Origin of the sequence: Xanthomarina spongicola (genome assembly GCF_003148645.1) — a bacterium.
Taxonomy (GTDB): domain Bacteria; phylum Bacteroidota; class Bacteroidia; order Flavobacteriales; family Flavobacteriaceae; genus Xanthomarina; species Xanthomarina spongicola.
In genome coordinates this window covers 358,395-377,340 of record NZ_QGGP01000003.1, presented here as the reverse complement: position 1 = coordinate 377,340, position 18,946 = coordinate 358,395, and the positions used below count along the sequence as shown (strand labels likewise).

Annotated in this window: 27 protein-coding genes; 2 read left to right on the top strand and 25 right to left on the bottom strand. The window is 33.5% G+C overall.

Going from position 1 to position 18,946, the window contains the following annotated elements; translation table 11 throughout:
• Positions 1 to 3: 3 nt before the first annotated feature.
• The 25 genes from secY to rpsL form a co-directional block, all read right to left on the bottom strand.
• Positions 4 to 1,350 (bottom strand): preprotein translocase subunit SecY, encoded by a 1,347-nt coding sequence (gene secY, locus LX78_RS08720; RefSeq protein WP_109682260.1) that lies wholly within the window; start codon positions 1,348 to 1,350, stop codon positions 4 to 6.
• A gap of 14 nt (positions 1,351 to 1,364) precedes the next feature.
• On the bottom strand, positions 1,365 to 1,817 hold the full coding sequence (gene rplO, locus LX78_RS08715; RefSeq protein WP_109682259.1) for a 50S ribosomal protein L15: 453 nt from the start codon (positions 1,815 to 1,817) through the stop codon (positions 1,365 to 1,367).
• A gap of 12 nt (positions 1,818 to 1,829) precedes the next feature.
• A complete protein-coding gene (gene rpmD / locus LX78_RS08710; protein ID WP_109682258.1) occupies positions 1,830 to 2,012 on the bottom strand; it encodes a 50S ribosomal protein L30 in 183 nt (60 codons plus the stop codon).
• A gap of 12 nt (positions 2,013 to 2,024) precedes the next feature.
• Positions 2,025 to 2,549 carry a 30S ribosomal protein S5 gene (gene rpsE / locus LX78_RS08705; protein WP_109682257.1) on the bottom strand — a complete coding sequence of 175 codons (525 nt, stop codon included), beginning with the start codon at positions 2,547 to 2,549 and terminating at the stop codon, positions 2,025 to 2,027.
• Between the two features lie 6 nt (positions 2,550 to 2,555).
• Positions 2,556 to 2,912: a 50S ribosomal protein L18 gene (gene rplR / locus LX78_RS08700; RefSeq protein WP_109682256.1), complete on the bottom strand. Its 357-nt coding sequence runs from the start codon at positions 2,910 to 2,912 to the stop codon at positions 2,556 to 2,558.
• A gap of 10 nt (positions 2,913 to 2,922) precedes the next feature.
• Positions 2,923 to 3,465 (bottom strand): 50S ribosomal protein L6, encoded by a 543-nt coding sequence (rplF, locus tag LX78_RS08695; RefSeq protein WP_109682255.1) that lies wholly within the window; start codon positions 3,463 to 3,465, stop codon positions 2,923 to 2,925.
• A gap of 17 nt (positions 3,466 to 3,482) precedes the next feature.
• Positions 3,483 to 3,881: a 30S ribosomal protein S8 gene (gene rpsH, locus LX78_RS08690; RefSeq protein ID WP_109682254.1), complete on the bottom strand. Its 399-nt coding sequence runs from the start codon at positions 3,879 to 3,881 to the stop codon at positions 3,483 to 3,485.
• Between the two features lie 70 nt (positions 3,882 to 3,951).
• Positions 3,952 to 4,221, bottom strand: coding sequence for a 30S ribosomal protein S14 (rpsN, locus tag LX78_RS08685; protein WP_034043320.1), 270 nt, complete (start codon positions 4,219 to 4,221; stop codon positions 3,952 to 3,954).
• Between the two features lie 3 nt (positions 4,222 to 4,224).
• On the bottom strand, positions 4,225 to 4,776 hold the full coding sequence (gene rplE / locus LX78_RS08680) for a 50S ribosomal protein L5 (protein ID WP_109682253.1): 552 nt from the start codon (positions 4,774 to 4,776) through the stop codon (positions 4,225 to 4,227).
• Between the two features lie 2 nt (positions 4,777 to 4,778).
• The gene (rplX, locus tag LX78_RS08675; RefSeq protein ID WP_109682307.1) at positions 4,779 to 5,090 is read right to left on the bottom strand and encodes a 50S ribosomal protein L24; all 312 of its coding nucleotides are present in this window, start codon (positions 5,088 to 5,090) and stop codon (positions 4,779 to 4,781) included.
• Positions 5,091 to 5,101: 11 nt separating this feature from the next.
• Complete coding sequence (gene rplN / locus LX78_RS08670; protein ID WP_007650464.1) at positions 5,102 to 5,470, bottom strand: 50S ribosomal protein L14; 369 nt, start codon at positions 5,468 to 5,470, stop codon at positions 5,102 to 5,104.
• A 2-nt stretch (positions 5,471 to 5,472) separates the two neighbouring features.
• Positions 5,473 to 5,730, bottom strand: a complete 258-nt coding sequence (gene rpsQ / locus LX78_RS08665; RefSeq protein ID WP_040288031.1) for a 30S ribosomal protein S17 — start codon at positions 5,728 to 5,730, stop codon at positions 5,473 to 5,475.
• Positions 5,731 to 5,743: 13 nt separating this feature from the next.
• Entirely contained in the window at positions 5,744 to 5,935 is a 192-nt protein-coding gene (gene rpmC, locus LX78_RS08660; RefSeq protein WP_109682252.1) for a 50S ribosomal protein L29, read from the bottom strand.
• Positions 5,936 to 5,948: 13 nt separating this feature from the next.
• Positions 5,949 to 6,368 carry a 50S ribosomal protein L16 gene (rplP, locus tag LX78_RS08655; RefSeq protein WP_109308671.1) on the bottom strand — a complete coding sequence of 140 codons (420 nt, stop codon included), beginning with the start codon at positions 6,366 to 6,368 and terminating at the stop codon, positions 5,949 to 5,951.
• 20 nt (positions 6,369 to 6,388) lie between these two features.
• On the bottom strand, positions 6,389 to 7,114 hold the full coding sequence (rpsC, locus tag LX78_RS08650) for a 30S ribosomal protein S3 (protein ID WP_109682251.1): 726 nt from the start codon (positions 7,112 to 7,114) through the stop codon (positions 6,389 to 6,391).
• Between the two features lie 9 nt (positions 7,115 to 7,123).
• Complete coding sequence (gene rplV, locus LX78_RS08645) at positions 7,124 to 7,531, bottom strand: 50S ribosomal protein L22 (RefSeq protein ID WP_109308669.1); 408 nt, start codon at positions 7,529 to 7,531, stop codon at positions 7,124 to 7,126.
• Positions 7,532 to 7,537: 6 nt separating this feature from the next.
• Positions 7,538 to 7,816 (bottom strand): 30S ribosomal protein S19, encoded by a 279-nt coding sequence (gene rpsS / locus LX78_RS08640; protein WP_109308668.1) that lies wholly within the window; start codon positions 7,814 to 7,816, stop codon positions 7,538 to 7,540.
• Between the two features lie 3 nt (positions 7,817 to 7,819).
• A complete protein-coding gene (gene rplB, locus LX78_RS08635; protein WP_109682250.1) occupies positions 7,820 to 8,644 on the bottom strand; it encodes a 50S ribosomal protein L2 in 825 nt (274 codons plus the stop codon).
• A gap of 10 nt (positions 8,645 to 8,654) precedes the next feature.
• Entirely contained in the window at positions 8,655 to 8,945 is a 291-nt protein-coding gene (rplW, locus tag LX78_RS08630) for a 50S ribosomal protein L23 (RefSeq protein WP_109682249.1), read from the bottom strand.
• Positions 8,946 to 8,952: 7 nt separating this feature from the next.
• Positions 8,953 to 9,582 carry a 50S ribosomal protein L4 gene (gene rplD / locus LX78_RS08625; protein ID WP_109682248.1) on the bottom strand — a complete coding sequence of 210 codons (630 nt, stop codon included), beginning with the start codon at positions 9,580 to 9,582 and terminating at the stop codon, positions 8,953 to 8,955.
• Positions 9,582 to 10,199, bottom strand: a complete 618-nt coding sequence (rplC, locus tag LX78_RS08620; protein ID WP_109682247.1) for a 50S ribosomal protein L3 — start codon at positions 10,197 to 10,199, stop codon at positions 9,582 to 9,584. Before rplC ends, rplD begins: the two co-directional genes overlap by 1 nt.
• A gap of 120 nt (positions 10,200 to 10,319) precedes the next feature.
• A complete protein-coding gene (rpsJ, locus tag LX78_RS08615; protein WP_010181931.1) occupies positions 10,320 to 10,625 on the bottom strand; it encodes a 30S ribosomal protein S10 in 306 nt (101 codons plus the stop codon).
• 12 nt (positions 10,626 to 10,637) lie between these two features.
• On the bottom strand, positions 10,638 to 12,764 hold the full coding sequence (gene fusA / locus LX78_RS08610) for an elongation factor G (protein ID WP_109682246.1): 2,127 nt from the start codon (positions 12,762 to 12,764) through the stop codon (positions 10,638 to 10,640).
• Positions 12,765 to 12,770: 6 nt separating this feature from the next.
• Entirely contained in the window at positions 12,771 to 13,247 is a 477-nt protein-coding gene (rpsG, locus tag LX78_RS08605; protein WP_109682245.1) for a 30S ribosomal protein S7, read from the bottom strand.
• Between the two features lie 23 nt (positions 13,248 to 13,270).
• Positions 13,271 to 13,645, bottom strand: coding sequence for a 30S ribosomal protein S12 (rpsL, locus tag LX78_RS08600; RefSeq protein ID WP_006795815.1), 375 nt, complete (start codon positions 13,643 to 13,645; stop codon positions 13,271 to 13,273).
• Between the two features lie 328 nt (positions 13,646 to 13,973).
• On the opposite strand from rpsL, the gene LX78_RS08595 reads away from it, so the two are divergent.
• Together LX78_RS08595 and LX78_RS08590 are read left to right on the top strand one after the other, a co-directional pair.
• Positions 13,974 to 15,671, top strand: coding sequence for a POTRA domain-containing protein (locus LX78_RS08595; protein WP_245881506.1), 1,698 nt, complete (start codon positions 13,974 to 13,976; stop codon positions 15,669 to 15,671).
• Positions 15,672 to 15,791: 120 nt separating this feature from the next.
• The gene (locus LX78_RS08590) at positions 15,792 to 18,938 is read left to right on the top strand and encodes a SusC/RagA family TonB-linked outer membrane protein (RefSeq protein ID WP_109682244.1); all 3,147 of its coding nucleotides are present in this window, start codon (positions 15,792 to 15,794) and stop codon (positions 18,936 to 18,938) included.
• Positions 18,939 to 18,946 lie beyond the last annotated feature (8 nt).

Genomic DNA, 18,946 nt, shown 5'->3' with positions numbered 1-18,946 from the left:
ATATTAAGCTACTGCTTTTCTATTTTTACCTGTTTTCATCAAGCCATCGTAATGTCTATTTAACAAGTAAGAATTTACTTGTTGCATAGTATCAATTGCAACTCCAACCATAATTAATAATGATGTTCCTCCGAAAAATAAAGCCCATCCAGATTGTACATTCATTAGCTTTACTATAAAGGCTGGGAACACAGCTATTAATGCTAAGAATATAGATCCTGGTAATGTTATTTGAGACATTATTTTATCTAAATATTCAGAAGTTTCAGAACCTGGACGAATTCCAGGAATAAAACCACCACTACGTTTTAAATCGTCTGCCATTTTGTTTGTTGGTACTGTAATTGCTGTATAAAAATATGTGAATACAATAATTAATAAAGCAAAAACAAGGTTATACCAAAATCCAAATATATCAGCAAAATTTGTTTGCATCCATTGACCTGCTCCTGTATCTTTTAAGAATGAAGATCCTCCTATTAAACTTGGTACAAACATAATTGCTTGAGCAAAGATAATTGGCATAACTCCAGAAGCATTTAATTTTAATGGTAAAAACTGTCTTGATCCAAATACATTTTTTTCGTAACCTCCAGAAGCAGTTCTTCTTGCATATTGTACAGCAATTTTTCTTACTGCCATAACTAACATGATTGAAGCTAATATGATTACTAACCATATTACTAATTCAAAAAGAATTAACATAACGTTATTTCCTTCTAATCTAGAAGATGCATTTTGTAAAAATGATTTTGGTAATGTTGCAATAATACCAACCATAATTAATAAAGAGATTCCGTTACCAATACCTTTATCAGTAATTTTCTCTCCTAACCACATAGCAAAAATACAGCCTGTAACTAATATAATTATAGATGAAAAATAGAATAATCCTCCAGTACCTAATAAAAAGGCACTTTGTGGAATTCCAAATGCAGTTGGCAAACTCGCTAAATATCCTGGTGCTTGAACCATACATATTGCTATAGTTAACCAACGAGTAATCTGTGTTATTTTCTTTTGACCACTAGCTCCTTCTTTTTGTAATTTTTGCAAATAAGGAATTGCTATTCCCATTAACTGAACTACAATAGAAGCAGAGATATAAGGCATAATACCTAAAGCAAAAACAGATGCATTAGCAAATGCTCCTCCTGTAAATGCATTAAGTAAACCTAATAATCCTGTTTCTGTATTGCTTTGCAAATTCTCCAATTGAGAAGCATCAATACCAGGTAAAACCACTTGTGCGCCAAAACGATAAACTAATAACAAACCAAGTGTTACAATGATTCTGTTTCTTAATTCCTCTATTTTCCAAACATTCTTTAGTGTCTCTATAAATTTCATGCGCTTGTTTGTGATTATAAAGTTACAGTTTCTCCTCCTGCAGCTTCAATCGCAGCTTTTGCTGAAGCAGTAAACTTATGAGCAGATACATTTAATTTAGCTTTTAATTCTCCTCTTCCTAAAATCTTAACTAGTTCATTTTTTCCAGCTAATCCTAAAGAAACAAGTGTTTCAAAATCTAAAGTATCTTTTATTTTCTTTTCGTCTACTAATTGTTGTAATGTATCAAGATTAATTCCTTGATATTCTTTACGATTTATATTAGTAAAGCCAAACTTTGGCACACGTCTTTGAAGTGGCATTTGTCCACCTTCAAAACCAATTTTCTTAGAATATCCAGAACGAGATTTCGCTCCTTTATGACCTCTTGTTGCAGTGCCTCCTTTTCCAGAACCTTGACCACGTCCAATACGTTTTCCTTGACTTTTAACTGAACCTTCTGCAGGTTTTAAATTACTTAAATCCATTTCAGTATCTTATTATTTTGTTTCTTCAACAGAAACTAAATGTTTAACTTTATTAACCATACCAAGGATGTTTGGCGTGGCATCGTGTTCTACGACTTGACCAATCTTTTTAAGACCAAGAGCTTCTAAAGTTCTTTTTTGTCTTTGTGTACGATTGATTGCGCTTTTTACTTTTTTAACTTTAATCTTTGCCATCGTTATCCTTTATTAACCTTTAAAAACTTTTTCTAGTGATATACCTCTATCACGAGCTATAGTTTTTGCATTTCTTAACTGTAATAATGCATCGAATGTAGCTTTAACAACGTTGTGAGGATTTGAAGACCCTTGAGATTTTGATAATACATCGTGTACTCCTACTGCTTCAAGCACTGTTCTTACAGCACCTCCAGCAATAACTCCTGTACCAGGAGCTGCAGGAATAATATTAACTCTTGCTCCTCCAAACTTACCTTTTTGTTCGTGTGGTAAAGTTCCTTTTACTAAAGGTATACGTACTAAATTTTTCTTAGCATCTTCTACTGCTTTAGCAATGGCACTAGCAACGTCTTTAGATTTTCCTAAACCGTGACCAACAACACCTGCTTCATCTCCAACAACAACAATTGCTGAAAATCCGAAGGCTCTACCACCTTTAGTTACTTTTGTAACTCTTTGAACACCAACTAAACGATCTTTAAGATCTAATCCACTTGGTTTTACTAACTCTGCGCTTTTGTATTTCTGATACATAATTTCTTAGAATTTAAGTCCTGCTTCTCTAGCTCCTTCGGCTAATGATTTTACTCTTCCATGGTATTGGTATCCACCTCTATCGAAAGAGATAGTATCTACACCTGCCTTAAGGGCTTTTTCAGCAACTGCTTTACCTACTAAACCAGCAATTTCTGATTTAGTTCCTTTAGCAGAACTAATGTCTTTATCTCTAGAAGATGCTGCACTGATAGTTTTACCAGATACGTCATCTATTACTTGAGCATATATTTCTTTATTACTTCTAAAAACAGACAATCTTGGTCTAGCTTCAGTTCCTGAAACTATTTTACGAACTCTGCTTTTAATTCTTAATCGTTTTTCGTTCTTTGTTAATGCCATAACTTAATTATTAAGCTGATTTACCTGCTTTTCTTCTTAATACTTCTCCTACAAACTTAACTCCTTTACCTTTATAAGGCTCTGGTGGTCTGAAGCCACGTATTTTTGCAGCAACTTGACCAACTAATTGTTTGTCTGAAGATGTTAATTTAATAATTGGGTTTTTTCCTTTATCTGAAATTGTTTCTACTTGCACTTCAGAAGCAATATCTAAAACAATATTGTGAGAAAATCCTAAGGCTAAATCTAATTTTTGTCCTTGGTTTGATGCTCTATATCCAACACCTACCAATTCTAATTGTTTTGTCCATCCTTTAGATACTCCATTTATCATGTTATTGATAAGAGATCTATAAAGACCATGTTTTGCTTTGTGTTCTTTAGAATCTGAAGGACGCTCTACAAATACATTTCCATCTTCGACTTTAATTGAAACAGCAGAAAATTCTTGAGATAATTCTCCTAATTTCCCTTTTACTGTAACAACGTTATCGTTAATATCAACTGTAATTCCTGCTGGAATTGCTACTGGGTTATTACCTATTCTTGACATGTCTTATTCGCTTTTAATTAGTAAACGTAACAAAGTACTTCTCCACCTACATTATTTCTTTGAGCTTGTTTGCCAGTCATTACGCCATGAGACGTTGAAACTATTGCAATACCAAGACCATTTAAAATTCTAGGTAATTCTTTTGAACTTGCATACTTACGTAAACCTGGTTTACTTATTCTTTGAATCTTTTTAATTACAGATTCTTTTGTTTCTTTGTTGTATTTAAGAGCAATTTTAATTGTTCCTTGTACAGCATTATCTTCGAATTTGTAACTTAAAATATATCCTTGTTCGAATAATATTTTAGTAATTTCCTTTTTTAAATTAGAAGCAGGTATTTCAACCACTCTGTGGTTAGCACGCACAGCATTTCTAATTCTTGTTAAATAATCCGCTATTGGATCTGTATTCATAGTTATTAAATTTCGGAATCGGTTTTTAACTTTATTGTTAAACCTAAAACCAGTTTATAATTCTTTTATATTACCAGCTAGCTTTTCTAACTCCTGGTATTAAACCTTGATTGGCCATTTCTCTGAATGTAACACGAGAAATACCAAATGTTCTCATATAACCTTTAGGTCTTCCTGTTAGTTTGCAACGGTTGTGCATTCTTACAGGTGAAGCATTTTTAGGTAACTTTTGTAATGCTTCATAATCTCCAGCTTCTTTTAAAGCTTTACGTTTTTCAGCATATTTAGCTACTGTTTTTGCTCTTTTTACCTCACGGGCTTTCATTGATTCTTTAGCCATATCTTAATTCTTTTGAAAAGGTAAACCTAATTCTGTTAATAATGATTTTGCTTCTTTGTCTGTTGCAGCAGTCGTTACAAATGTAATATCCATTCCTGAAATTTTATTTACCTTATCGATATCGATTTCAGGGAAAATAATTTGTTCAGTAATACCTAAATTGTAATTACCTCTACCATCAAATCCAGTCGCTTTAATTCCATTAAAATCTCTTACACGTGGTAAGGCTGAAGTAATTAAACGATCTAAAAATTCGTACATTCTTTCTCCACGTAAAGTAACTTTTGCGCCAATTGGCATACCTTTACGTAATTTGAATGATGCAACATCTTTTTTAGAAATAGTTGCAACAGTTTTTTGTCCAGTTATAGTTGTTAATTCATCAATTGCATGATCAATTAATTTTTTATCAGCAACTGCTGCTCCAACTCCTTTAGATAATACTATCTTTTGAAGTTTTGGCACTTGCATAATATTTTTATAACCAAATTCGTCTGTAAGAGCTGCAGTTACTCTGCTTTTGTACTCTTCTTTAAGTCTAGGTGTATATGCCATAACTATATTACTTCGTTTGATTTTTTTGAAAATCTTACTTTATTATCGCCTTCCATTCTATATCCAACTCTAGTTGCATCACCTTTTGAGGTTAACAATGATAAGTTAGAAATTTGAATAGCTGCTTCTTTTTCTACGATTCCACCTTGAGGGTTTTGTGCACTTGGTTTAGTATGTTTCTTAACCAAGTTAATTCCCTCAACAATCGCTTTGTTCTTATCTATTAATACTTGAAGTACTTTTCCTTCTGATCCTTTATGATCTCCAGCAATTACTTTTACAGTATCTCCTGATTTAATTTTAAGCTTTGTCATTTTATTTTGCATTAAAGCACTTCAGGTGCTAATGATACAATTTTCATGAATTGTTTATCACGAAGTTCTCTTGCAACAGGACCAAATACACGTGTACCTCTCATTTCACCTGTAGGGTTCAATAATACACATGCGTTATCGTCGAATCTAATATAAGATCCATCTGGTCTTCTTACTTCTTTTCTAGTACGTACAACAACTGCAGTTGAAACAGCACCTTTTTTAATGTTTCCATTAGGTGTCGCATCTTTAACTGTAACAACAATTTTGTCTCCTACAGAAGCGTATCTTCTTTTAGTACCACCTAGAACACGTATTGTTAATACTTCTTTTGCTCCAGTGTTATCAGCTACTTTTAATCTTGATTCTGTTTGTATCATAATTATTTAGCTCTTTCAATTATTTCAACTAGTCTCCAACATTTAGATTTACTCATAGGTCTTGTTTCCATGATCTTTACAGTATCTCCAATGTTGCAATCGTTTGTTTCGTCGTGTGCAACGTATTTCTTAGTTTTTAACACGAACTTTCCATACATAGGGTGTTTTACTTTTTTAACCTCTGCAACAACTATTGATTTTTGCATTTTGTTACTAGTAACAATACCTATACGTTCTTTTCTTAAATTTCTTGTTTCCATCATTTCGGCAGAATTATTGTAAATCTCTTTTAGTTAATTCAGTCGCAATTCTTGCTACGTCTCTTCTTACAGAACGTAATTGAATTGGGTTCTCTAAAGGAGAAATAGTGTGAGCCATTTTTAAATCTAAATAGCTCTTTTTAGTTTCACTAAGTTTCTCTTGTAACTCAGCTACAGATAATTCTTTAATTTCTGATTGTTTCATAATATCAAATAAATTATGCTTCGTAATCTCGAGCAATTATAAACTTAGTTTTAACTGGTAGTTTTTGTGCTGCTAAACGTAATGCTTCTTTTGCAACGTCTAATGGCACTCCTCCTACTTCAAATAATATTCTTCCTGGAAGCACAGATGCTACCCAGTATTCAACAGCACCTTTACCTTTACCCATACGTACTTCAAGAGGTTTCTTTGTAATAGGTTTGTCTGGAAATATTTTAATCCATAACGAACCTTCTCTTTTCATATAACGAGTAGCAGCAATACGTGCAGCTTCTATTTGACGTGCAGTAACAAAGCTTGTGTCTAACGATTTTATACCAAAAGTACCACTTGATAAAAGGTGGCCTCTTCCAGCATTACCTTTCATACGTCCCTTTTGTTGCTTACGAAATTTTGTTTTTTTAGGCTGTAACATTTTTCTTGTTCTTTAAAAAATTACTTTCTACGACGAGGTTTATTATTATTTCCACCACGTCCTCCGGCTCCACCTTTTCCTTGCTTCTTAGATAATCCAACAAGCGGAGAAAGCTCTCTTTTTCCATATACTTCACCTTTCATGATCCATACTTTAATCCCTAATCTACCATAAGTAGTGTGGGCCTCAACTAAAGCATAGTCAATATCGGCTCTGAATGTAGATAATGGAATACGTCCATCTTTATAATGTTCGCTACGTGCCATTTCTGCACCATTTAAACGACCACTAATCTGAATCTTTATTCCTTCTGCATTCATTCGCATAGTTGCAGCAATAGCCATTTTGATTGCACGTCTGTATGAAATACGATTTTCAATTTGACGAGCAACGCTTGCTGCTACTAATTGCGCATCAAGTTCAGGTCTTTTAATTTCAAATATGTTAATTTGAACTTCTTTACCAGTAATTTTCTTAAGCTCTTCTTTTAACTTGTCTACCTCTTGTCCACCTTTCCCAATAATAATACCAGGTCTAGCAGTAGTGATAGTAACGGTTACAAGTTTAAGAGTTCTTTCAATAATTACTCTTGAAACACTAGCTTTAGATAGACGTGCATGTACGTATTTTCTGATCTTATCGTCTTCGGCAAGTTTGTCGCCATAATCGTTTCCTCCGTACCAGTTAGATTCCCATCCTCTGATAATTCCTAAGCGATTTCCGATTGGATTTGTTTTTTGTCCCATACTTCTATCTTAACTTTGTGTGTTATTGTTAGCTCCTACCACTAATGTTACGTGGTTTGAACGTTTTCTTATTCTGTGTGCACGACCTTGAGGTGCTGGACGCAATCTTTTTAACATTGATCCACCATCTACACGAATCTCCTTAACAAATAATTCAGCTTCTTCAATACTTGCATCTTCGTTTTTAGCTTGCCAGTTTGCAATTGCAGACAGTAACAAAGTTTCTAAACGATTTGATGCTTCTTTTTGGCTAAATTTTAAAATATTAAGCGCTTTCTCTACGCGTTCGCCTCTTACTAAATCGGCTACTAAACGCATTTTTCTCGGTGATGTAGGACAGTTATTAAGTTTAGCAAAAGCGATTTCCTTTTTTGCTTCCTTAATAGCGTCTGCCATTTGTTTTTTACGACTTCCCATAGCTTACTACTTTTTACCTTTGTTTTTAGCACCTGCATGACCTCTAAAAGATCTTGTTGGTGAAAATTCTCCTAACTTATGACCTACCATGTTTTCAGTTACGTAAACTGGAACAAATTGGCGACCGTTATGTACTGCAATTGTTTGTCCAACAAAATCTGGAGTAATCATAGAGGCTCTAGACCACGTTTTGATTACTGTTTTCTTGTTAGTTTCTACATTTGTAGCAACTTTTTTCTCTAGTTTATAATGAACGTAAGGTCCTTTTTTTAATGATCTTGACATATCTTATTTCTTTCTACGTTCTACAATATATTTATTACTCGCTTTTGTTTTAGAACGGGTTCTATAACCTTTAGCAGGTATACCATTTCTAGAACGTGGATGTCCACCAGAAGATTTTCCTTCACCACCACCCATTGGATGATCTACAGGGTTCATTACTACTGGTCTTGTACGAGGTCTTCTTCCTAACCATCTTGTTCTACCAGCTTTACCTGATACAAGTAATTGATGATCTGAATTAGATACAACTCCTATTGTAGCCATACATGTTACTAACACTAAACGTGTTTCACCTGAAGGCAATTTAATTGTTGCAAATTTACCATCTCTTGCCATTAACTGAGCAAATGTTCCGGCACTTCTAGCCATAACTGCTCCTTGTCCTGGACGTAACTCTACACAAGAGATAATTGTACCTAAAGGAATTTGACTTAATGGCATTGCATTTCCAATTTCTGGAGTTGCAGTTTCACCAGATACTACTGTTTGACCAACTTGAAGGCCATTTTGAGCAATGATGTAACTTTTTTCGCCATCTTGATAATTCAATAAAGCAATAAAAGCTGTTCTGTTTGGATCGTATTCGATAGACTTAACTTCTGCTGGAATTCCAGTTTTGTTACGTTTGAAATCGATAATACGATACCTTTTCTTATGACCACCACCAATATAGCGCATAGTCATTTTTCCTCGACTGTTTCTACCACCAGACCTTTTTTTCGGAGCTAATAAACTTTTCTCCGGCTTATCAGTAGTAATGGCGTCATACCCATTTACTACTCTAAATCGCTGTCCTGGTGTGATTGGTTTTAATTTTCTTACTGACATTTGTCTTTAATTACATGTTACTGTATAAATCAATCATTTCACCTTCCGCCAGTTGTACAATTGCTTTTTTAACTGCATTTGTTTTACCATGTTGAACACCAGTTTTTGTAAACTTGGTTTTTCTATCTGGACGGACATTTATAGTACGAACTTTTTCAACAGAAACTCCATAAGCAGCTTCCACTGCTTTTTTGATTTCTACCTTGTTCGCCTTCGTATTCACTGCGAAAGTATAGCAATTTCTTAACTCGCTATCTGCAGTCGCTTTTTCTGTGATTATAGGTTTAATTAAGATGTTCATCTGTTTCTTATTTACTTAAATTCGATTCAATTCCTTCTAAAGAACTCTCTAACAATACAACTTGATTCGCATTAAGAATCTTGTAAGTGCTTAACTCAGAGTTTGTTACAACTTCTAAGCCTTTTAAATTGCGTGACGACAAATATACATTATTATTTGAAGCACCCAACACAAAGAGAGATTTTTTGTTTTCTAAGTCTAAAGCTTTTAAAACAGCTGTGAAATTTTTAGTCTTTGGAGCATCAAAATTAAAGTCTTCTAATACAACAATTGATTTTTCACTTGCTTTAATACTAAAGGCTGATTTACGAGCTAAACGCTTAAGGTTTTTGTTTAGTTTGATACCGTAATTTCTTGGTCTAGGACCAAACATACGTCCACCACCTCTAAAAACACCAGACTTAATAGATCCGGCTCTAGCTGTTCCTGTTCCTTTTTGCTTTTTAATCTTACGTGTACTTCCAGAAATCTCAGCTCTTTCTTTAGACTTGTGAGTTCCTTGTCTTTGGTTTGCTAAATATTGTTTAACATCCAAATACACAGCATGATTATTAGGCTCAATAGCAAAAACTGCGTCAGAAAGGTCTGCCTTTCTTCCAGTTTCTTTTCCGTTTATATCTAAAACTGCTACTTTCATTATTTTTGAATAATTACATAAGCGTTTTTATGACCAGGAACACATCCTTTAACCACAAGTAGATTCTTTTCAGCAACTACTTTTAAAACTCTTAAATTTTCAACTTTTACTTTATCGGTTCCCATTCTTCCTGCCATCTTCATTCCCTTGAATACTCTTGCAGGATAAGATGCAGCTCCAATAGAACCTGGTGCTCTTAAACGGTTATGTTGTCCGTGAGTAGCTTGACCTACACCAGCAAAACCGTGACGTTTTACAACTCCTTGAAAACCTTTACCTTTTGAAATTCCAGAAACATCTACGAATTCTCCTTCTGTAAAGTGCTCTACAGTAATTGCATCACCTAATTTGTACTCCTCATCAAAACCTTTAAACTCAGCGATTTTGCGTTTTACAGAAGTTCCTGCTTTTTTAGCGTGACCTAAGTCTGCTTTAGTAGCACTTTTTTCTGTCGCGTCATCGAAACCAAGTTGGATGGCTTTATAACCATCAACTTCTTCAGTTCTGACTTGGGTAACGATACATGGTCCAGCTTCGATTACTGTACATGGAATATTCTTTCCATTTTCATCGAAAATGCTGGTCATACCGATTTTTTTTCCTATTAACCCAGACATAATTATTATTTATTAATTGTTACTATTTATTAAAATTCAAGGCTGAAAATACGTTTCAGCCTTGAATTGTATTTTTACCGTTTTTCCCTTGCACGCAGCTCAGGACATGTTTGTCTTTACTTACACTTTGATTTCAACTTCAACTCCACTAGGTAATTCTAATTTCATTAAAGCATCAATTGTTTTAGAAGATGAAGAGTAGATATCTAATAATCTCTTATAAGAACTTAATTGAAATTGTTCTCTTGACTTCTTATTTACGTGTGGTGAACGTAATACAGTGAAAATTTTCTTATGAGTTGGTAATGGAATTGGTCCAGTTACTACAGCTCCAGTGCTTTTTACTGTTTTTACAATCTTTTCAGCAGACTTATCAACTAAATTGTGATCGTAAGACTTTAATTTTATTCTAATTTTCTGACTCATTTTCTTTTAGTTTTAAGCTTCTACGCCTTTTGCTGCTTTGATAACTTCTTCTGAAATATTTGAAGGAGTTTCAGCATAATGTGAAAATTCCATTGTTGATGTTGCACGACCTGATGATAATGTTCTTAATGTTGTTACATAACCAAACATTTCTGATAATGGTACAGTAGCTTTTACAGTTTTTGCACCAGCTCTATCTCCCATACTAGTCATTTGACCTCTACGTCTATTCAAATCTCCTACTATATCACCCATGTTTTCTTCTGGAGTGATTACTTCTAGCTTCATAATAGGCTCCATGATTACAGCTTTTGCTGCTTTAGCACAGTTTTTAAATCCTAATTTAGCTGCTAATTCAAAAGATAATTGATCTGAATCCACATCATGATAAGATCCATCCTTCAATGTTACTTTCATCGAATCGATTTCATAACCTGCTAATGGTCCATTTACCATTGCCATTTTGAATCCTTTTTCAATAGATGGAATAAATTCTTTAGGAACATTACCACCTTTAATAATAGATTCAAATTGAAGACCTACAACACCTTCATCAGCTGGTTCAACCGTAAATACAATATCTGCGAATTTACCACGACCACCAGATTGTTTTTTGTAAACTTCTCTATGATCTGCAGAAGCAGTAATAGCTTCTTTATATTCTACTTGAGGTTGCCCTTGGTTTACTTCAACTTTAAATTCGCGACGTAAACGGTCCACAATAATATCTAAGTGAAGCTCACCCATTCCAGAAATAATAGTCTGTCCTGAAGCTTCGTCTGTTCTTGCTGTAAACGTTGGATCTTCTTCAGCTAATTTAGCTAAAGCCATACCTAATTTATCTACATCTGCCTTTGTTTTAGGCTCAACTGCAATACCAATTACTGGATCTGGAAAATCCATTGATTCTAAAACAATAGGATGTTTTTCATCAGACATAGTATCACCAGTCTTAATATCTTTAAATCCTACTGCTGCTCCAATATCTCCTGCTTCGATAAAATCGATTGCATTTTGTTTATTAGAGTGCATTTGGTATATACGAGAAATACGTTCTTTTTTACCTGAACGGTTATTCAAAATGTAAGAACCTGCATCTAAACGACCTGAATATGCTCTAAAAAATGCTAAACGCCCTACAAAAGGATCTGTTGCAATTTTAAACGCTAAAGCTGAAAAAGGCTCGTTAACACTAGGCTTACGTCTTTCTTCTTTACCAGTATCTGGATTAGTACCTATAACACTTTCTCTATCCATTGGAGAAGGTAAATAGCGACAAACAGCATCTAGTAAGAATTGAACTCCTTTATTTTTAAATGAAGAACCACATACCATAGGAATGATAGCCATATCCATTACAGCAGCTCTAAGCGCAGCGTGCACTTCTTCTTCTGTAATAGAATTCTCATCTTCCATGAATTTCTCAAGTAGATTCTCATCATAACTTGCTACTTCTTCTATTAATAAAGCACGATATTTACGTACTTCATCTTTCATATTTTCAGGAATATCAACAATATCGAATGTAGAACCGTAATTATCATCGTGCCATACAATAGCTCTGTTTTTTACTAAATCTACAATACCTTTAAAATCTTCTTCATCACCAATGTTTAATACAATTGGCACTGCATTAGACTTCAACATATCTTTAACCTGTTGGCAAACGCCTAAAAAATCTGATCCTTGACGGTCCATTTTATTAACGAAACCAATTCTAGGAACTTTATAGTTATCTGCTAGTCTCCAGTTAGTTTCAGATTGTGGCTCAACACCATCTACTGCACTAAACAAAAATACTAAACCATCTAATACACGTAAAGAACGGTTTACTTCAACCGTAAAATCTACGTGACCAGGAGTGTCAATTATATTAAAATGATAGTCTTGTGCGTCTTCTGTAGGCTCTCCATTTTCTTTAGGGAATGTCCAATCACAAGTTGTTGCAGCAGAAGTAATTGTAATACCTCTTTCTGCTTCTTGCTCCATCCAGTCCATTGTTGAAGCTCCATCATGAACTTCACCAATTTTATGAGACACACCTGTATAAAACAAGATACGTTCTGTTGTAGTGGTTTTACCAGCATCAATATGTGCTGCAATACCAATATTTCTAGTAAGTTTTAAATCTCTTGCCATTTTATATTAAAATCTAAAGTGTGAAAATGCTTTATTTGCTTCAGCCATTTTGTGAGTATCAACACGCTTTTTAACTGCTGCTCCTTCTTCTTTAGCTGCTGCTAAAATTTCAGATGCTAAACGTTGCGCCATTGACTTTTCGTTTCTTTTACGTGAAAAAGTAATTAACCACTTCATAGCAGTTGAAACTTTTCTGTCTGGACGAATTTGCATAGGAATCTGGAATGTTGCACCACCAACTCTACGACTACGCACTTCTACGTGAGGCATAACGTTAGATAAAGCATCTTTCCATAATTCTAAAGCTGTTTTTTCTTCGTCTGTTTTCTTTTCTTCTACGATATCAATTGCATCGTAAAACACTTTAAAAGCTACAGACTTTTTACCGTCCCACATCATCATATTAACGAAACGAGTTACTAACTGATCGTTAAAACGTGGATCTGGTAAAAGCGGTCTTTTTTTCGCTTGTCTTTTTCTCATGTCTTCTTCTTAAAGTTTTTTAATTACTTCTTAGGGCGTTTTGCTCCATACTTAGATCTACGTTGTGTTCTACCTGCGACACCTGCTGTATCTAAGGCACCACGAACAATGTGATATCTAACTCCTGGCAAATCTTTTACCCTTCCACCTCTAACCAATACTATCGAGTGCTCTTGTAAATTGTGTCCTTCTCCTGGAATGTATGCATTTACCTCTTTACCATTAGTCAACCTTACCCTTGCTACTTTACGCATTGCAGAGTTAGGTTTCTTAGGTGTTGTGGTGTAAACACGAGTACACACTCCACGTCTTTGTGGACACGAATCTAAAGCAGCCGATTTACTCTTCTTGGTTATTTTGGCTCTTCCTTTTCGTACTAATTGTGAAATTGTTGGCATATATTTTCTATAATATTTTACAAATACCTCTTATTAGAGGGCTGCAAAGGTAGAAATATATTTTAATTTTTCAAACGTTAATGAATTAATTTTCAAAACTTATTCGTTTTTTTTTTTCAATGTAGCACTTAAGCTACGTTTAGAGCAAACTATTATTTTATTAATTAACCAAGATTTTTTATTTAGCTTATAAAAGCGCGCTGTTTTTTTATTAATTTATATATGCAAAAGCGTTTGGAATTATAATAGAATAAAAAAATAAAGATGTCAATATATAATAAGTGTGCATTTTGCGTTAGTTTTACAACTCAAATAGTTGCAAATAAACGTGCATAGAATACCTAAATTATTACTTACTATACTTAGCCTGTTTTCAATAGATGCTACTTCTCAGACTTTAAATCTAACTATTACTGGAAAGGATAGCTTGGAGAACAAGGTAATTGATTCAATTAAATACATTAAGAAACATAAAGATTATGAATCTGCTTCAAAAGAAGTTGTAACATTTAAAACCAAACTAAATACTCTTGGATATATTGAAAGTAATATATCGCCAATTAATAGAATAAACGATTCCTCACTTTTGGTTAGCATTAACCTAAATAGAAAGTTTAAGTACATAAATATATATTATAGCGATAGCATCATACCAACTAAAACCATTCAATTGGTTTCTAATAAAATATTTGATTCATATTTCACTATTCCAATTCAGGATACAGAAAAAGCTCTTAATACCATTAATTTAAAGTTATCAGAATTAGGCGACCCATTTAGTACTTTAAAACTATCAAATATTAAGATTAAAAATAATAACGAAATTGATGCTACCTTAGTGTTGTCTGATAAAATAACGACTCGCAATATTGATAAAGTAATTATTAAAGGCTACGAGAAGTTTCCGAAATCGTTTTTAAAGTATTATTTAAAAATTAAAGAGAGTTCTATTTTTAATTTATCTGAAATAAAAAAACAAGCCAATACATTAAATGAATTACCTTTTGCTAACCAAATTAAAGATCCTGAAATATTATTTAGTAAAGACTCAACAACTATATACTTATTTATTAGTAAAAACAAAAGCAATAATTTTGATGGATTTATAGGTTTTGGCTCAAACGAAGAATCTAACAAAATAGAATTTAGTGGCTATTTAAATTTAGAACTTAATAATAACTTAAATTATGGAGAATCTTTTAGGTTAATATATAAGAGCGATGAGAATGAACAAAAAACGTTTAATGTAAATATAAATTTACCCTATTTATTTGGCACTCCTTTAGGAGCCGAGCTTGAATTAGGGCTATTAAAAAGAGATTCATCGTTTTCCACAGCAAATCAAAATGCTAAATTGTTTTACCAATTAAATCCTAGAAACAAAGTGTTTGCAGGAATAAGATCTATTCAATCAAATAACTTGCTTGATTCTATTTATAGTGATCCATTGATAAAAGATTATTCAACATTATTTTATAATGTAAGGTATCAATACAAAAAGCGACAAAAAGAAAGTGTGTTATTTAACACCAGCTCGTTATTAGATTTTCAAGTTGAAACTGGTTCTCGCGACTACGAAAACACATCAACTAAACAGTATCAATATTATTTTGATGCCTTTCATATATTCAATCTAAATTTAAAAAACAGTATTTTTTTAAGAGTTAATAGTTACGGACTATTTTCAGACACATATCTTGAAAATGAATTAATACGCTTTGGTGGCATTAATTCAATTAGAGGATTTGAAGAAAACAGTCTATCTGCAACTCTTTACGGACTAATAAATACCGAATACAGGTATATGTTTAATAATAGTATTTACGTTCACACAATTATTGATGCTGCATATTTTGAAAATAAAATAACAGAACAGAAAGAGAAATTATATGGTTTTGGGTTCGGATTTGGATTAATAACCAAAGCTGGGCTATTAAAATTCAATTTTGCGAATGGAAAAACAGAAAATCAATCATTTAAATTTTCAAATTCTCAAGTCCATTTAAGTTTAACAGCATTTTTTTAAGGGTTTATTAACTAAAAATGAGTCTATTTTTAAAAAAAAATGAAATTTTAACCCTTAAATATTGTTTAATTAACTTTTTATTATGATTTTTGGCGTAGACTAATTCAAATAAAATATAAAATGAAAACAAAGTTTAGTGGAATTTTAACGCTATTCCTAGCGTTTGTTGTGCAATTTACGTTTGCACAAGAAAAAACAATTTCAGGAACTGTGTCCGATGAAAACGGGTTACCCCTTCCTGGAGTTAATATTATTGTAAAAGGTACGACAAATGGTACACAAACAGATTTTGATGGAAACTATTCCATTTCTGCTAGTGCTGGCGATGTCTTATCTTACTCTTTCGTAGGTTATACTAAAAAAGAAATGACTGTTGGAGCTTCTAACAACATTAGTTTTGGTATGACTCCAGATGTACAAGCAATCGATGAGGTTGTAATTACAGCATTTGGTATTAAGAAAGAAGAAAAAGCAATTGGTTATGCCGTCCAAACAGTTAAGGGCGATGACATTGCTGAATCAAACGAAATAAATGTAGTAAACTCACTTTCAGGTAAAGTTGCTGGTGTTCAGGTTACTAACAGTTCTGGTGCAACTGGTGCTTCTGCAAGAATCATCTTAAGAGGTGCATCGAGTATTACTGGTAACAACCAACCTTTATTTGTTATTGATGGGATTCCTGTTGACAACTCTAACTTTGGAACTGCTGGTAGTACTGGTGGATTTGATTTACCAAACGGAGCTGCTGATGTTAATCCTGATGACATTGAATCTGTTACTGTACTTAAAGGACCAAATGCAGCTGCATTATATGGTTTACGTGCATCTAATGGTGTAATTGTTATTACTACTAAAAAAGGTTCTACTTCTAAAGATAAATTAGGAATTACTTTTAATTCTTCTGTTTCTTTTGAAAACCCATTATTATTACCAGATTTCCAAAACTCTTATGGACAAGGTGGAAACCCTTTCTACTTCGAGTTTATCGATGGTCAGTCTGGAGATGGTGGTATTGACGAAAGTTGGGGTCCTGCTTTAGATGTTGGATACGAGTTCGTACAATGGAATTCTTATACAGTTGATGGTGCACCTCTTCCATGGGTATCTCAACCAGATAACATTAAAGATTTCTACGAAACTGGAATTACTTTAAATAACAACCTGTCTTTTTCAGGAGGTAGTGATAAAGCAAACTTCAGACTTTCTATGGGCTTAATGGATCAAGAAGGTATGGTACCAAACACTGATTTTAGAAGATATAATATTGGAGGTGTTACATCTCTTCAAGTAAGCGATAAAATTAATGTTTCATTAAACGCTAAGTATATCAAATCTCAATCAGATAACTTAGTAACTGTAGGTTACGATAACGAGAATCCAGTACAACAAATGATTTGGTCTGGACGTAACGTTGACTTTAATGCTCTAAGAGACTGGGAGAGTTTACCATTAGCAGCAGTAGGTACTGCAGCTGAAGGTACTCCTTTAAACTGGAATACTGTATTCCAAAATAACCCTTTCTGGGTATTAGATACTAACTTAAATGGGTATGAGAAAGACCGTATTATTGGTGGTGTTACTTTAAATTTCGAACTTACTAAGTGGTTATCTGTACAAGCTAAAACTGGTGTAGATTTCTGGAAGTCTCAAACTACAGAGAGAAAAGCTAAAGGATCTAACAATGCTCCTGAAGGTTACTACAGAGTTATTGATAGAACTTACAATGAAAATAACACAGAAGTATTATTTTCTTCTGCTGGAAACATCACTGATGATTTAACATACTCTCTTAATGCAGGTGGAAACACTATGTATAGAAGAAACGATCTTATATTTGCTTCTGCTCCTCAATTAGAGTTGCCAGGTTTATATAACGTAAGTAACGTTAAAACAGGTGTAGATCCAGTACAAGGTGCTACATATGCTGAACAAAAAATTAACAGTTTATTTGGTTTCGGTCAATTAGCGTTTAAAAACATGTTATTTGTTGATGTAACTGCAAGAAATGACTGGTCAAGTTTATTACCAGCTGATAATAATTCATTCTTCTATCCTTCTGTAACAGTAAGTGCTGTGTTAAGTGATATGTTCGATATGGATAAATCTACTGTTTCTTTATTAAAAATTAGAGGTGGTTGGTCTAAAGTAGGTAGTACTGGAGCATTAGGTGCTTACAGATTACAAGATACTTATAGTTTCTCAACTACTGGTTGGGATGGAACTAACTTTTTATTCTACCCTTCTACTATTAACAATCCAGAAATTGGACCTGAAACCACTAGTGGTTATGAGTTTGGTTTAGATGCTAGATTATTTGAAAACAGATTACGTTTTGATGTAACTTATTACGATCAAACATCTGAAGACTTAATTGTTGATGTTCAGTTATCTTCTGCTACAGGTAGTGGATCTTCATTACAGAATGTTGGTGAAATGAGAAACAAAGGATGGGAAGTTCAATTAGGTGGTACATTAGTTAAAACTGATGACTGGCAAGTTGATTTAGAAATTAACTATGCAAAGAACGAAAACGAAGTTGTTTCTTTAGGAGATCTTGAAACTTTAGTACTTGGTGGACAATGGAGTTCAACTATTGAAGCTAGAGTTGGTGAAGCTTATGGAACTATTGTAGGTCCTGCTTTTGAAAGAGCTCCAAATGGAGATATCCTTTATAATAATGGATTACCAGTAATTGGTGGAAGTGAAGTTCTTGGTAACGTTACTCCAGATTGGACTGGTGGTGCTAACTTAATTGTATCTTATAAGAACATTAGATTTGATGCTTTAGTAGATGGAAAAATGGGTGGAGATATATACTCAATGACAACTTCTTGGGGTAGATATGCTGGTGTACTTGATGAAACAATGCAAGGTCGTGAGACAGGTGTAGTTGGACAAGGTACAATGAATATTGGTACGGATGCTAATCCTCAATATGTTCCAAATAATGTAATTGTATCTGCTGAAGATTACAACAAAGCTGCTTTCTCAAACAGTATTGCTGAAAGTTCAGTATTTGATGCATCTTACATTAAATTAAGACAAATGGGATTAACTTATACGTTCCCTAAAAAATGGTTAGAAAATATAGCTATAGACGATGTTAATTTCTCAGTTGTTGGTAGAAATTTAGCTTTCCTTTATAAGAAAGCTCCACATATCGATCCAGAAAGTGCTTTTGATAACTCTAATGGAAACCAAGGTTTAGAATTTGGTCAATTACCTTCTGCAAGAAGTATATCATTTAACGTTAACCTTAAATTCTAATTTTAAAA

Coding starts and splice junctions, on each gene's coding strand:
- rplO (WP_109682259.1), bottom strand. CDS start 1,817: ATGGATTTAAGTAATTTAAAACCTGCAGAAGGTTCAGTTAAAAGTCAA.
- rpsQ (WP_040288031.1), bottom strand. CDS start 5,730: ATGGAAACAAGAAATTTAAGAAAAGAACGTATAGGTATTGTTACTAGT.
- rplN (WP_007650464.1), bottom strand. CDS start 5,470: ATGATACAAACAGAATCAAGATTAAAAGTAGCTGATAACACTGGAGCA.
- fusA (WP_109682246.1), bottom strand. CDS start 12,764: ATGGCAAGAGATTTAAAACTTACTAGAAATATTGGTATTGCAGCACAT.
- rpsL (WP_006795815.1), bottom strand. CDS start 13,645: ATGCCAACAATTTCACAATTAGTACGAAAAGGAAGAGCCAAAATAACC.
- rplP (WP_109308671.1), bottom strand. CDS start 6,368: ATGTTACAGCCTAAAAAAACAAAATTTCGTAAGCAACAAAAGGGACGT.
- rplB (WP_109682250.1), bottom strand. CDS start 8,644: ATGTCAGTAAGAAAATTAAAACCAATCACACCAGGACAGCGATTTAGA.
- rpsJ (WP_010181931.1), bottom strand. CDS start 10,625: ATGAGTCAGAAAATTAGAATAAAATTAAAGTCTTACGATCACAATTTA.
- rplW (WP_109682249.1), bottom strand. CDS start 8,945: ATGAACATCTTAATTAAACCTATAATCACAGAAAAAGCGACTGCAGAT.
- rpmC (WP_109682252.1), bottom strand. CDS start 5,935: ATGAAACAATCAGAAATTAAAGAATTATCTGTAGCTGAGTTACAAGAG.
- rpsE (WP_109682257.1), bottom strand. CDS start 2,549: ATGTATCAGAAATACAAAAGCGCAGAGTTAGTAAAACCAAGTGGATTA.
- rpsH (WP_109682254.1), bottom strand. CDS start 3,881: ATGAATACAGATCCAATAGCGGATTATTTAACAAGAATTAGAAATGCT.
- rpmD (WP_109682258.1), bottom strand. CDS start 2,012: ATGGCAAAGATTAAAGTTAAAAAAGTAAAAAGCGCAATCAATCGTACA.
- rplC (WP_109682247.1), bottom strand. CDS start 10,199: ATGTCTGGGTTAATAGGAAAAAAAATCGGTATGACCAGCATTTTCGAT.
- rplE (WP_109682253.1), bottom strand. CDS start 4,776: ATGGCATATACACCTAGACTTAAAGAAGAGTACAAAAGCAGAGTAACT.
- rpsS (WP_109308668.1), bottom strand. CDS start 7,816: ATGTCAAGATCATTAAAAAAAGGACCTTACGTTCATTATAAACTAGAG.
- secY (WP_109682260.1), bottom strand. CDS start 1,350: ATGAAATTTATAGAGACACTAAAGAATGTTTGGAAAATAGAGGAATTA.
- rpsN (WP_034043320.1), bottom strand. CDS start 4,221: ATGGCTAAAGAATCAATGAAAGCCCGTGAGGTAAAAAGAGCAAAAACA.
- rplX (WP_109682307.1), bottom strand. CDS start 5,090: ATGACAAAGCTTAAAATTAAATCAGGAGATACTGTAAAAGTAATTGCT.
- rplD (WP_109682248.1), bottom strand. CDS start 9,582: ATGAAAGTAGCAGTTTTAGATATAAACGGAAAAGAAACTGGAAGAAAG.
- rplV (WP_109308669.1), bottom strand. CDS start 7,531: ATGGGAAGTCGTAAAAAACAAATGGCAGACGCTATTAAGGAAGCAAAA.
- LX78_RS08590 (WP_109682244.1), top strand. CDS start 15,792: ATGAAAACAAAGTTTAGTGGAATTTTAACGCTATTCCTAGCGTTTGTT.
- rplR (WP_109682256.1), bottom strand. CDS start 2,912: ATGGCATTAACAAAGAACGAAAAACGATTAAGAATTAAAAGCAGAGTT.
- rpsG (WP_109682245.1), bottom strand. CDS start 13,247: ATGAGAAAAAGACAAGCGAAAAAAAGACCGCTTTTACCAGATCCACGT.
- rplF (WP_109682255.1), bottom strand. CDS start 3,465: ATGTCAAGAATAGGTAATAACCCAGTAGCAATTCCAGCAGGAATTACA.
- rpsC (WP_109682251.1), bottom strand. CDS start 7,114: ATGGGACAAAAAACAAATCCAATCGGAAATCGCTTAGGAATTATCAGA.